The organism is Nitratireductor luteus (assembly GCF_026162365.1).
GTDB classification, from domain to species: Bacteria; Pseudomonadota; Alphaproteobacteria; order Rhizobiales; family Rhizobiaceae; genus Chelativorans; species Chelativorans luteus.
In genome coordinates, this window is the sequence record NZ_JAOANW010000014.1 from 1 (window position 1) to 12,824 (window position 12,824).

14 protein-coding genes are annotated in these 12,824 nt (G+C 61.0%); 9 read left to right on the forward strand and 5 right to left on the reverse strand.

The annotated features are described in order from the left end of the window. Nucleotides 1-341 precede the first annotated feature (341 nt). The gene (locus tag N1058_RS18385; protein ID WP_420848013.1) at nt 342-2,891 is read left to right on the forward strand and encodes a heavy metal translocating P-type ATPase; all 2,550 of its coding nucleotides are present in this window, start codon (nt 342-344) and stop codon (nt 2,889-2,891) included. An 11-nt stretch (nt 2,892-2,902) separates the two neighbouring features. After that, entirely contained in the window at nt 2,903-3,334 is a 432-nt protein-coding gene (gene cueR, locus N1058_RS18390; RefSeq protein ID WP_265519062.1) for a Cu(I)-responsive transcriptional regulator, read from the forward strand. A gap of 508 nt (nt 3,335-3,842) precedes the next feature. Here cueR and N1058_RS18395 read toward each other — a convergent pair. Both N1058_RS18395 and N1058_RS18400 read right to left on the reverse strand, forming a co-directional pair. Then, complete coding sequence (locus N1058_RS18395; RefSeq protein WP_265519063.1) at nt 3,843-4,307, reverse strand: hypothetical protein; 465 nt, start codon at nt 4,305-4,307, stop codon at nt 3,843-3,845. Next, complete coding sequence (locus N1058_RS18400) at nt 4,294-4,683, reverse strand: hypothetical protein (RefSeq protein WP_265519064.1); 390 nt, start codon at nt 4,681-4,683, stop codon at nt 4,294-4,296. The genes N1058_RS18395 and N1058_RS18400 overlap by 14 nt, the downstream gene beginning before the upstream one ends. 121 nt (nt 4,684-4,804) lie before the next feature. Between N1058_RS18400 and N1058_RS18405 the strand changes: the two genes are divergently transcribed. The 7 genes from N1058_RS18405 (at nt 4,805) to N1058_RS18435 (ending at nt 10,416) form a co-directional block, all read left to right on the forward strand. Continuing rightward, on the forward strand, nt 4,805-5,278 hold the full coding sequence (locus tag N1058_RS18405; protein WP_265519065.1) for a MerR family transcriptional regulator: 474 nt from the start codon (nt 4,805-4,807) through the stop codon (nt 5,276-5,278). A 42-nt stretch (nt 5,279-5,320) separates the two neighbouring features. Next, nucleotides 5,321-6,283: an arsenic resistance protein gene (locus N1058_RS18410; RefSeq protein WP_265519066.1), complete on the forward strand. Its 963-nt coding sequence runs from the start codon at nt 5,321-5,323 to the stop codon at nt 6,281-6,283. A gap of 344 nt (nt 6,284-6,627) precedes the next feature. Continuing rightward, complete coding sequence (gene msrP / locus N1058_RS18415) at nt 6,628-7,572, forward strand: protein-methionine-sulfoxide reductase catalytic subunit MsrP (RefSeq protein ID WP_265519067.1); 945 nt, start codon at nt 6,628-6,630, stop codon at nt 7,570-7,572. Next, nucleotides 7,572-8,219, forward strand: a complete 648-nt coding sequence (gene msrQ, locus N1058_RS18420; RefSeq protein WP_420848014.1) for a protein-methionine-sulfoxide reductase heme-binding subunit MsrQ — start codon at nt 7,572-7,574, stop codon at nt 8,217-8,219. The genes msrP and msrQ overlap by 1 nt, the downstream gene beginning before the upstream one ends. 558 nt (nt 8,220-8,777) lie before the next feature. After that, complete coding sequence (locus N1058_RS18425) at nt 8,778-9,227, forward strand: pseudoazurin (RefSeq protein WP_265519069.1); 450 nt, start codon at nt 8,778-8,780, stop codon at nt 9,225-9,227. Between the two features lie 37 nt (nt 9,228-9,264). Beyond that, the gene (locus N1058_RS18430; protein ID WP_265519070.1) at nt 9,265-9,768 is read left to right on the forward strand and encodes a cupredoxin domain-containing protein; all 504 of its coding nucleotides are present in this window, start codon (nt 9,265-9,267) and stop codon (nt 9,766-9,768) included. A 279-nt stretch (nt 9,769-10,047) separates the two neighbouring features. Next, entirely contained in the window at nt 10,048-10,416 is a 369-nt protein-coding gene (locus N1058_RS18435) for a hypothetical protein (protein WP_265519071.1), read from the forward strand. 202 nt (nt 10,417-10,618) lie between these two features. Here the strand turns inward: N1058_RS18435 and N1058_RS18440 are convergent, their stop codons facing one another. From N1058_RS18440 to N1058_RS18450, 3 genes are read right to left on the reverse strand one after another with little or no spacing between them, the layout of a single operon-like run. Then, nucleotides 10,619-10,906 (reverse strand): copper-binding protein, encoded by a 288-nt coding sequence (locus N1058_RS18440; protein ID WP_265519072.1) that lies wholly within the window; start codon nt 10,904-10,906, stop codon nt 10,619-10,621. 27 nt (nt 10,907-10,933) lie between these two features. Continuing rightward, a complete protein-coding gene (locus N1058_RS18445) occupies nt 10,934-11,419 on the reverse strand; it encodes a cupredoxin domain-containing protein (RefSeq protein WP_265519073.1) in 486 nt (161 codons plus the stop codon). Nucleotides 11,420-11,459: 40 nt separating this feature from the next. Next, nucleotides 11,460-12,818 carry a multicopper oxidase family protein gene (locus N1058_RS18450; protein WP_265519074.1) on the reverse strand — a complete coding sequence of 453 codons (1,359 nt, stop codon included), beginning with the start codon at nt 12,816-12,818 and terminating at the stop codon, nt 11,460-11,462. Nucleotides 12,819-12,824: the final 6 nt, after the last annotated feature.

Genomic DNA, 12,824 nt, shown 5'->3' on the forward strand with positions numbered 1-12,824 from the left:
ATAGTCCATGGTTGTCCCTCGCTTGATGCTTGGGGCCGACACAATCGGACCCCGTTCAACATCATCACTCTGAGGGACAGCCACCTTCATGGCTACCAGAGGAGCGCCGGCCCATTACGGCATCTAGGGTGTGCGCGCTATCGACGATCATATCTTCCGCAAGACGATCGCTCGTCCAGGCATAGGCCAAAGTCGGCACGTCCGGAGCTGACGTACCGTTGAAAACGTTCATTGAGTGCACCTTGGATTCGCCGTTTCAAAAAACTCGCCCACCAACCTTGACCTTACCACCGCTGGAACCTTTATGTTTCCTTGCGATCAGGAACAGAAGGAGCGACGGCATGAATTCCATGGTCGCACCAAAAGACAAGGCCTCTCAGGAGCCGCCGCAGCAGCTTCGCTTGTCGATCAAAGGCATGAGCTGCGCATCATGCGTTGGCCGCGTAGAGAAAGCCATCCAAGCAGTTCCGGGCGTGAAATCGAACTCAGTCAATCTGGCGACCGAGCGCGCCGAGATAGTGTTCTCGGGCAAATATGATGTTCCGGCTCTCGTCGAAGCCGTCAGGGGCATAGGGTATGACGTTCCCCCCGAAAGGGTTGATTTGGCCGTCGAGGGCATGAACTGTGCCTCCTGCGTTGGTCGTATCGAATCCGCGCTGAAGGCCGTGCCCGGCGTTACCCATGCCGCCGTGAATTTGGCGACCGGCAGGGCTTCCGTCGAGATTGTTTCAGGTGCGGTCAGTGCATTCGATCTCATTGCGGCGATCGAAGAGACCGGCTATGCCGCCCGGTCTATTGGTGCCGACGCTCCCCAGGAGCAGGAGGCGGAGACGCGAGAGCGTGAGAGAAAGAAACTGTGGTGGGCCGTGGTCGTTGCCTCGGTCCTGACGCTGCCGGTGGTCTTGCTCGAGATGGGCACCTTTCTCGTTCCCGCGATCGAGACAATTGTCACCGAACGTCTCGGGATGCAGGTAAGCTGGGAAATCCAGTTTGCGCTCGCGACGATCGTATTGTTCGGACCGGGCCTGCGCTTCTTCCGTAAAGGGTTTCCGGCGCTCATGCGCCTCGCCCCGGATATGAATTCGCTGGTCGCCCTCGGCACCGGCGCTGCCTGGCTCTATTCGGTCGTGGCCACCTTCTTGCCCGACGTTCTACCGGAAGGTACCCGAAACGTCTATTTTGAGGCGGCGGCCGTGATCACCACGCTGATCCTTCTCGGACGCTACCTGGAAGCGCGAGCCAAGGGTCGCACAAGCGAGGCGATCAAACATCTGATGGGCTTGCAGCCCAAGACTGCCCGCGTTCTGCGCGAGGGGAGCGCGGTGGAAGTGCCGCTCGATGAGGTGATGGTCGGAGATCTGGTCCTGGTCCGGCCGGGGGAGAAGGTGGCGGTCGATGGCGAATTGACCGAAGGTTCCTCCTTTGTCGACGAATCCATGATCACCGGCGAGCCCATGCCGGTCCCAAAGGCTGCGGGCGATGCGATTGTCGGCGGGACGATTAACAAGACGGGATCGTTCACGTTCCGCACGACAAAGATCGGTTCGGATACCGTCCTTGCCCAGATCGTTCAGATGGTGGAGCGCGCACAGGCGGCAAAACTGCCGATCCAGGCTCTGGTCGACAAGGTCACGGCCTGGTTCGTACCTGCCGTCATGGGCATCGCCGTCGCCACCTTTCTCGTGTGGCTCGGCTTCGGTCCGGAGCCGGCACTCACCTTTGCACTTGTCAACGCCGTCGCTGTCTTGATCATCGCTTGCCCTTGCGCCATGGGACTAGCGACCCCGACTTCGATCATGGTCGGAACCGGGCGCGGAGCGGAAATGGGTGTCCTGTTCCGCAACGGCGAGGCCCTACAGACCTTGCGCGATGCTCAGGTGATCGCGCTCGACAAAACCGGCACGTTGACCAAGGGTCGGCCGGAACTGACCGACTTCGTCACCATGGCGGGTTTCGAGCGCGATGAGGTCCTGGCCCTTGTGGCCGCAGTCGAGGCTCATTCAGAGCATCCGATCGCCGAGGCCATTGTCGAAGCGGCGCGGCACGCGGGACTGGAGATCTCAAGGGCCGAGGGATTCGAAGCCATACCCGGATTTGGCGTGAGAGCGAAGGTAGGAGGACAGGCGGTCGAAGTCGGCGCGGACCGCCTCATGACGAAGCTGGGGATCGACACAGCACCTGTTGCTGAAACCGCCATTCGTTTTGGTGATGAAGGCAAGTCGCCGCTCTATGCCGCCGTCAATGGAAAGCTTGCCGCGATCATCGCGGTCGCCGACCCGATCAAGCAGTCGACGCCCCAAGCTATCGAGGCGCTGCATCGACTTGGGCTGAAGATCACAATGATCACCGGCGACAACGAGCGGACGGCAGGCGCCATCGCAAAGATGCTCGGGATCGACGAAGTCGTGGCCGAGGTTCTGCCGGACGGCAAAGTGGAGGCCTTGCACCGGTTACGGCAAGGGGGCCTCAGGATCGCGTTTGTGGGAGACGGCATCAACGATGCGCCGGCGCTCGCCGAGGCCGATGTTGGCATCGCCATCGGCACAGGGACCGACGTTGCAATCGAAAGCGCGGATGTGGTGCTGATGTCCGGCGAGCTGACCGGCGTCCCCAACGCCATCGCGCTGAGCCGTTCCACGTTGCGCAATATCAAGCAGAATCTGTTCTGGGCCTTCGCTTACAATACGGCGCTGATTCCGGTGGCTGCAGGCGTGTTGTTCCCCGGTTTTGGTCTGTTGCTGTCGCCCATGCTTGCCGCCGCCGCGATGGCATTTTCGAGCGTCTTCGTGGTCACAAATGCCCTTCGTCTCAAGACCTTCCGTCCTCCGGTGGCGGTAGGGTCTGACACCGCATCAAGCAACGCAACAGAGCCGTTGCAGGCAATTTCGTAGTGGAGGTTGTGATGAATATCGGACAGGCCGCACAAGCTTCCGGCGTCCAGGCAAAGACCATCCGTTATTATGAGGAAACCGGCCTCATTCCCGCCGCCGGACGCACCGAGGCAGGATATAGAGTCTACGCCCATAAGGACGTCAACACGCTGCGCTTCATCCATCGTGCCCGACAACTGGGGTTTTCAATGGAAGACATCCGCCGGCTCTTGGAGTTGTGGCAGGACGACAGCCGAACGAGCATGAAAGTCAAGGCGCTCGCCCGGGTCCACATCAGCGTTCTCGATGAGAAGCTGGCAAAACTCAAGGCTATGAAGCGTACACTACAGCACCTCGTTGACCATTGTGAGGGTGATGAACGCCCGGATTGTCCGATCCTGGACGATTTGGCGGGAGAAGACACCGAGCTTCCACGCGGCCAAGTCGGGCCACGATTCAATTAACGATCTCCCGCTCACTGTCCTCGTGGATTCGCCGGCTCGTTGCACGTAAGGATCAGGATCACTCCAAGCGCACCGGACAGGATAATCGGCGTGGAATACATATGCAGCATGACCAAGCCGCTATGTTCGGAAAGGTAACACGCGACCGACAGCAGAACGTACATCCCAACAAGGGAGGCAAGAACAGCAACGAGGATTTTGGACGCAAGTATGAACATAGAGGGAAGGTGCATCATTTGAGGCCGCGATCAAGGAGGCCGTGACAGAGTGCCGAACGAAAGCCGTTCAAGTTTGCGTTACATCGCCATGCTCAACGTTTTGGGGTGTCCATTCACTGCGAACGCTGGCGCAAGTCCCACTTTGGCGGTCCAAACTGGACTACCCTGCCGACCACGGCTGGCCTCGCCTTCAGTTTCGGGATCATGTACGCGACCGCCATGCTGGTGAAGATCTGACGGCCGCGTCTGGCGCAATCAGGTCGCGGAGCCGGATCATCCCCATTGCCAGATCAGTTCGTGGACGAGCGCGCCGAACGGAACGCTGGAAGGTACTCGTCCAATCCCCATAGCAGAAGTCCGAACAGCAGATGGGGCACGAATGACGCCGGGATCAGCCTGGGGCTGACGGAGACGCCGGCAAAACCCCAACCCACGACAGGGAAGAACACCACGAGGATCACAAGCCACAGGACGCCGGCGAGCCCCAACGCCGTCCACAGGTCCCTGCGCGGAAAATACCGGACGAAGATCACCGACCAGAAAGTCACGTAGGCGGTATGAAACAGCAGCCCGACCGGCAGGGGCAGAGCGCGCCCGAGCATTGTCTCCGCGAAAGCGAGCGATGGCGGCTTTGGGAATGGTGACAGGCCGGCGGCAGTCAGCGCGAGCATCACCGCCGCGGTGACGATGGAGACCAGGAGGCCGATCCCGACGGCTCGCGGCCAGGACCTTGCGTTGGGTTCAGCAGTAGTCATTGTCTTCTCCCTTCCGGCTGGACGGCGCCGCGCACGCGCAACCTCCGCTTTGGGGTGAACCCGTCAGGAAAGGCTCGAATATTGCGTCCAGAGCATCGGCGGCGCTCACCGGCGCTTTGACGACAAGCGTCACACGGCCATCGTCCTCCCTGAGGTCGAAGCCGAGAAAACCGCAACATTTCTGTTCCTGGCGGACCATCTCGCGGACGCGGTTCGCATGCTCCTGACGATAGGCCAGGATCAGCCGCACTCCTTTCCGCTGCACGTCCAGCAATGCGGCCCGGTTAAGCTCCGCAATCCAATCAAGGCGCTTTCCGAACTCTCCGGCCCCAAGGGTGCAGGCGATCGGTTCTGCTTGAGAAATTGTTCCGTCCATTCTTCACTCCACTGGTTCCGCCGCGACGCGTCGGAGGCGTCGCGGCGATTACTGGCGTAAAGGTAGGTCTTCAAGTAACTTGAGGTTCAAGAGGCGAATGTAAATTGTGAGGAAACGAGCGATGCCCGGAATGAAGATCGGCGACCTCGCCACACGCACCGGCACGAATGCGCCGACGATCCGCTATTACGAGGAGATCGGCCTCATACCGCGCGCCGATCGCCAGGACGGAGGGCAGCGCCGCTATGGTGACGAAGACGTCAAGCGCCTGACCCTGATCCGCCGCTGCCGCGAGTTCGGCTTCCCGATCGAACAGGTGCGGTCGCTGGTGGCGCTCGCTGAGGAACCTGGCCGTTCTTGTCTGGAAGCACGCGACCTCGCCCGGGAGCATCTCATGGCCGTGCGCGCCAAGCTGCACGAGCTCAAAGTGCTGGAACAGAGCCTCGCGCGCTTTGTCGCAAGCTGTGAGACCGCTTGCGCCGGTGGTCCCGGCCCTGACTGCACGATCCTGGGAGACCTTGCCACGCCGTCCAGTCAGGCGAGAACCCTAAGCGAAGCCGGGCAGACGGCAAGACGACTTCGTGCCCGCCGGTAGCATCAAGCGCCCGCAGTCGAAGCCGAAAGAAGGGAGGCATGCGTGGAGCAGGTTCGCTCGGTCCTCGAAGAGCACCAGGTGGCGATCTATCTGGCGGCGATCGCCATCGGGGCGCTTGCCGGCCTCGGCGTCCCGCGGGTCAGCGCGCTTGGGGCAGCGATCAACCCGGCTCTTGCGTTCATGCTCTTCGTCACCTTCCTCCAGGTTCCGCTGGCGGAACTCGGAGCGGCGCTGCGCAACACGCGCTTCCTCGGCGTGCTGCTTGCAACGAATTTCGTCCTGATGCCGGCGGTCACGGCGCTCCTGGTGCAGCTGCTGCCCGACGAGCCGATGCTGCGGCTGGCGGTGCTGTTCGTGCTTCTGACACCGTGCGTCGACTATGTGGTGACGTTCACGCATCTCGGGCGTGGCGACGCCAGGCTGCTGCTGGCGGCGACGCCAGCGCTTCTGCTCGTCCAAATGGCGCTGCTGCCGGTCTATCTGCGTCTTCTGCTCGGCAGCGACGCCTCCGGTCTCGTCCGTCCGGAGCCCTTCCTGCACGCCTTCCTGTGGCTGATCGCCGTGCCGCTGCTGCTGGCGGCGGGCTTGCAGCTCTGGGCGGCCCGCACAGCGACCGGCGAGCGCGCATTAGCTGCCCTCGGCCTGCTGCCGGTGCCGGCAACGGCCCTCGTGCTCTTCCTCGTCCTGGCCGCCGTCATGCCGCAGATCGGAGAGGCCGCGGGCGCGGCGCTGACCGCGGCGCCGATCTACCTGGCCTATGCCGTCGTGGCGCCGGTGCTTGGCTGGATCGCCGCGCGCAGCGGCCGCCTTGCCCCTGGCGCTATGCGGGCCGTGGCGTTCAGCGCCGCCACGCGCAACTCGCTCGTCATCCTTCCGCTCGCCTTCGCGGTGCCGGGCGGTGTGCCGCTTGTTCCGGCCGTCGTCGTTACCCAGACGATGATCGAGCTGGTGAGTGAGCTCGTCTATGTGCGCTGGATACCGGCCATGGCCAGGTCGCCGAACTGAAAGGCCAAGAGTATGGAAGCTGTAAGTCAGAGTGGCGATCACCCCCCTGCCCTCCCCAACCATATCGCGCGCAGGCTGTCAAAGCCGGCAACTAGCCGAGTCGATCGGGGATTTCGCCAGGAGAGCGTGCGAGCCGGTAAGCAGGAAGGGATCTCTCCCCCGAAGAGCTGCCGATGGTGTCTCTGGCCCAGGCTGCACTTTGAATACTGGCGATGCCCCGGGTCCGGACCAACGAGAAGCGGCCGCAGACACGACATTGTGTGCAGATATGAATTTCCAGAAGCGGGCCCGATGTTACTATATGGCCAGGCTTCCATGGAGATCGCCATCTCAGGGATTCGTCGATGTTGATTTCGCATGCACCACTTATCCGTCCGTCGGAGATCACGCCGCGGGACGTCTATCTCAACCGTCGCAGCCTGATGCTGGGTGCAGCCGCTGCAGGGCTTTCCGCCGCCATGGCGCCACGGGGCGCGGAGGCGGCGCAGCTTGAAGCCTCGCCCAGCCCGCTGTCGACCGACGAGGAGCCGACGGCGCTCGAACACATCACGAACTATAACAACTACTATGAGTTCGGCACCGGCAAGGAAGACCCGGCGAAAAACGCCCACACCCTCACCACGAAGCCGTGGAGTGTGAAGGTGGACGGCCTCGTCTCGCGGCCGGCCGAATTCGACCTCGAAGACCTCTTGAAGCCGGTGACGCTGGAGGAGCGCATCTACAGGCTGCGTTGCGTGGAGGGATGGTCCATGGTCATCCCATGGGTCGGCTTCCCGCTCTCGGAGGTGCTCAATCGGGTGGAACCCTTGGGCAGCGCCAAGTTCGTCGCCTTCGAGACGGTGATGCGGCCGGACGAGATGCCGGGCCTGCGTGCCTTCTTCAACGTGCTCGACTGGCCCTATGTGGAAGGGCTGCGGCTCGACGAGGCGATGCATCCCCTCACCATCCTTACGGTCGGTCTCTACGGGGAGACCCTGCCCAACCAGAACGGCGCGCCGATCCGGCTCGTCGTGCCGTGGAAATACGGCTTCAAGAGCATCAAGTCCATCGTCAGGATCACGCTCACGGAGGAGCAGCCGCCGACCTCGTGGAGCAAGCAGAACCCGCGCGAATACGGCTTCTACTCGAACGTCAATCCGGAGGTGGACCATCCGCGCTGGAGCCAGGCGACGGAACTGCCGATCGGCCAGGGGATTTTCGCCAAGCGCAAGCCGACGCTGCTGTTCAACGGTTACGCCGACCAGGTAGCCCAGCTTTACGCCGGCATGGACCTCACCAAGTTCTACTGATGCTTCAGATCACCGACGTCGCGAGGGAGCCCAGATTGTCCAAAGCGCTGCGCTTCCGCCTGTTGCGCGCCACGCTCTACTGGGTCGGGTTCGCGCCTGCCGTATGGGTCTTCTACCTGGGGTTCACGAACCAGCTCGGCGCAAATCCTGTCAGGACGCTGGAACAGGAACTCGGTATCTGGACGCTGCGCTTCCTGATCACCACGCTGATGGTGACGCCGCTGCGCGACCTCACCGGCATCAGCCTCATCCGCTACCGGCGCACGCTCGGGCTCCTGACCTTCTACTATGCCCTTTTGCATTTTACGACATACATGCTGATCGACTACCGGCTCGACCTGCAGGCGATCGCAGCCGACATCGTCAAGCGCCCCTACATCACCTTCGGCATGCTGGCCTTCGCCATTCTGGTGCCGCTTGCCATCACCTCGAACGACCGGATGGTGCGGCGCCTGCGAGGGGCTTGGGCAAAGCTTCACCGGTGGGTCTACCTGGTCGCCGCGGCCGCCGCTGTGCACTATCTGCTGGTAGTGAAATCCTGGCCCATGGAGCCGCTCGTCTATTTCGCCATCGTCGCCGTGCTCCTTGCCTATCGGCTCGGAAAGCACTTGCGCCGCCGAAGGCGCAGGCGGCCTGCTGCGGCGTGAAGCACGTTGAGAAGACGTTCAACCCTGCCACAAGAAGACGCAAGCTCGGGGGAACGATAAGCGTCGAGTTTACACATTCTTATCACATTCATGCTGTTTGGTTGCGAGGCAAACCATGATGAAATGACCAAGGAATTGCGCTCCTTCAAGCATGCGGCAGATTCTCCTCACGTTCATGATTGTCCTGGGACTGATCGCAACCCAGATGTCCGCTATCGCACAGGGGCATATGGGTGGGGCAGTCGCGATTGCGCAAACACAGGGAGACGCCCATGGCCATCCGCGAGGGCAAAGTACTGGTCATTGCCCGGCGAAAATTTCCTGTACGCACGCGCTGCTGGCTCTAAAGCCAGTTCCGGATTCCGCGCAGACGACTAACGCGGGGGGGTTTGTTCTTTCGCTTGCTGAGCACGAACCACGCCGATTCTTACTAGGAATCGACCCGCCGGTGCCGCGAGACTGATCCACATATTCCTTTAGAAGCGTCCGTTCGGTGCGTCCAAAACGCAGTTGCCGAACGGTCGATATTCAACCGAACAAAAGAATATGGAGAATGGAATGCGCGCAAAACGCATGCGAGTAGCCTTGTTGTGCGCCGCCGCCACAGCTGTGGCTGGTGTTGCTTCGGCATCGGCGGAAACCGCAACTATCGAAATGCTGAACAAAAAGGGCGATGAGCGGTTTGTCTATTCTGAGCCATTGGTTCGGATCGAACCCGGCGATACTCTGAGTATCGCCGCCACCGACAAAGGGCACAATGCGGTCTCGATAGACGGCATGCTTCCCTCCGGGGCCGAGCCGATCAATGTCCCGTTCAACAAGGATGGCGAGATCACCCTGACCGAGCCGGGTGTCTACGGCATCAAATGCACCCCGCATGTCGGCCTGGGCATGGTCGCTCTTATCGTGGTCGGCGATCCAGCCAATCTCGACGCGGCCGCGGACGCCGCAGACAAACTCCCTCCCAAGGCAAAGAAACGCATGTCAGAGCTGTTCTCTCAGCTTTGACCGACATCCACTCGTCAAACTCAGGATAAAGATTGTCATGATGAAAATTTCCATCCACAACCTCCCCATTCTCGCCGCTCTCAGTGCTTCGATTCTCGCCCATGCATCTGCCGCTCGGGCCGATGCCGGGCATGGCACCGTGAGTTTCGGCAAGCCGGGCAGTGCCGCTGAAGTCGACCGAACCATCGAATTGACCGCGGACGGGATGAACTACGGGATCGACAACTTGCAAGTACGCGCTGGCGAGACGATCCGTTTCGTGATCGACAATGGCAGCGAGCTCAACCATGACTTCACGATCGGCGACAAGGCCACGCAGGCAGAACATCGCGCCCAAATGACGGAAATGATGGCGTCGTCGTCCGGTATGATGGATCATGACGACGCCAACGCCGTGTTCCTCAATCCAGGTGAGACGGGAGAACTGATTTGGACCTTCTCCAAGACTGGGCAATTCGAATTTGCCTGCAATGTTCCCGGCCATTACGAAGCCGGCATGCACGGACCAATCACCGTAGCAGAAGCAGACGTCGACACGTAAGATGACATAGAATGGCTCAACCCCGGTCTGACTGACAGACCGGGGTTGAGCTTTGTTGCGACCCACGTCGTCCTGCTCGTCGGTCGTAGGACGCCTGCCTGCAGCCTCGGCATTGATCGAAAGATGCCAACCGGCAGCGCTTTCTTCCCCGCCAGTTGCTCACATATGCTTCTGGCTGGACCCCTCCGCCGTGGGAAGGGTGCACACTCTTGGTCCGAAACCCGCGTTTTTCGGGGCCATATGTGCTATGGTGTCCCCTGCAGTTCCAGGGAGGAGACAATGTATGTGCAATCTCTTCTGGCAGGCGCACTGATCACAACGGCCGCCGCAGCTGCGGAGCCTATGATATTTCATACGGCCTATTTCCCGGATGCAACGGCGGTCAACCTCAGTGTGGCCGACAAAACACTATCGGCAGATGGTAACTACGACTTCGATGTGATGATCAGATTGACCGAGGTGGATGCGGCGGGAGCCGTTATCTTTGAGGATTCTGTGAGTCATGGCGCGCGCGTAAGATGCAGCGCCCCGGCCAAGATCCTGGTCGGAGGCCTCGACTATGCTGTCGGGGCAACTTCGGTCTCCCCGGACTTATCCAGCTGGAAGGAAGACCTCTGGCGGACTGTCTGCGGGGCGCCCGTGTCCTGACGGAATTGTACATCCGCTTGTCCAAGCGGCTTATCGCACCCAATAGAAGCGATGGAAGTGAACTGCCGCCCGCTGAGCGGCCGGGAGACTCGCGAGCACCGAGACGAGGAACAGGTACTTCGTGTTGATTCCCGTGGGACGAGTGACAACGGGACAAGCCGCTGCGGGCCGGCGCTGGAGATCCGCCCGCAGCGACCACAGTTTACTGTTGAATCTCGGTGACCGTCAGGCGCCCGTTGACGCGCTCGGCAACGAACTCGACTGGTTGGCCCACCTTGACTTTGTCGAGCATCGCATCGTCGGCGACGACGAACACCATCGTCATTGCCGGCATATCGAGGTTCTTCAGTTCTTCATGTTTAATGGTGAGCTTCTTTTGCGCCGTATCGATCTTCTTGATTTCACCCTTGGTGTACTCGGCAGCGAGGGCTGTCCCGGCGAGGGTGCCCGACAGTGCAAGAGCTACAATCAGCTTTGCAATGAGCTTCATGGTTTTTTTCTCCTGTTCAGATGGGTGCTAGTTGGTGACGTTGATGTCGCCCTTCATTCCGGACTCGTAGTGCCCCGGAATAAGGCAGGCGAACTCGAACTCCCCGGCCTTGGCGAAGGTCCAGACGATTTCCCCCTTTGCGCCGGCACCAAGGCGAACGGCATTCGGGTCGGCGTGTTCCATCTCGGGGAACTTCTCCATCAGCGCCTTGTGCTCCAAGATGCTCTCATGGACGTCCATGACGAACTCGTGCTCCAGTTCGCCCTCATTGACGAACGTCAAACGAATGGTCTCGCCCTCCTCGATCTTCAGTGAGGCGGGTTCGAAGACCATTTCGCCGTCGTCATTCTCCTTCATGGAGATGGCCACCGTCCGCCCCGCCGCGGCGGCATCGCCCGGCTTGCCGATCGCCATCATTTCGGCTTCACCGTGGTCACCGCCATGATTGCCGCCGGCATATGCGATGCTTGTGAGTGTCGCCATCGAAGCGACGGCCATGATCAGTCGTTTCATGTCGTTCCATTCCTTGGTTTTGCTGATTGGGAGGGTGGTTTCATCCCTGCTTGCCGTGACCGCGGGGACTTGCCGGAGTCATCGTTTTTGCGTCGCCGGACTTGACCGGAGCGGGAACGTCCCCGGTCCATTCATAGGCGACGGTTCCCTCCGGGTGCTCGTACCAGCCCGGATCGGAATAGTCGGTCGCTGAAAGCCCCTCGCGTACCTTCACGACCGAGAACATCGAGCCCATCTCGATGGCGCCGAACTGCCCCCATCCCTCCATCATCTTGATGGTGTTGTCGGGAAGCGGCATCTCCATCTCGCCCATGTCCGCCATGCCGCGGTTCCCCATAGGCATGTATTCGGGCTGTACGCGCTGGATCTTCTTCGTCACTTCGGTCTTGTCGACGCCGATGAACGTCGGCACGTCGTGGCCCATCGCGTTCATCGTATGATGCGACTTGTGACAGTGAAACGCCCAGTCGCCCTCGTATTTGGCATCGAACTCGTACGCGCGCATGGCGCCGACGGGGATGTCGATCGTCACCTCCGGCCAGCGCGCTTCGGGCCTGACCCAGCCGCCGTCGGTGCAGGTGACCTCGAAATCGTAGCCATGCATGTGGATCGGGTGGTTGGTCATCGTCAGATTGCCGACGCGCACGCGCACCCGGTCGTTTTTCGAGACGGCCAGAGGGCTGATCCCCGGGAAGACCCGGCTGTTCATGCACCACAGATTGAAGTCGGTCATCTCCATCACGCGCGGAACGTAGGAGCCAGGCTCGATGTCATAGGCGTTGAGGAGAAAGACGAAGTCGCGGTCGACGGGCATGAAGGACGGATCCTTCGGGTGGATGACGAAGAAGCCCATCATGCCCATTGCCATCTGCACCATCTCGTCGGCGTGCGGGTGGTACATGAAGGTCCCGCTCTTCACGAGGTCGAATTCGTAGACGAAAGTCTTGCCGGGTGGGATGCCGGGCTGCGTCAGACCTGTCACGCCGTCCATTCCGTTGGGCAGGATCAGGCCATGCCAGTGAATGGTTGTGTGCTCGGGGAGCTTGTTGGTGACGAAGATCCGCACCCGGTCGCCTTCAACGGCCTCGATGGTCGGGCCCGGCGACTGGCCGTTATAGCCCCAGAGATAGGCCGTCGTTCCCGGAGCCAGTTCGCGCTCGACCGGCTCGGCGACGAGGTGAAACTCCTTTACACCGCTGTTCATGCGGTGCGGTAAAGTCCATCCGTTGATGGTGACAACCGGCTGATAGTCGGGCCCGCTGGTTGGGAATAACGGCGGTTGCATGTCCGGTGTTTCCATGATCGGCGCCTCGGGAAGCCCCATCGCCGAGGTTTTCGTCCACGCGGCCGCTCCTGCAAGGAGCGCGCCACCGCCGAGGATTTGACGTCTTGTAATCATCGCGTT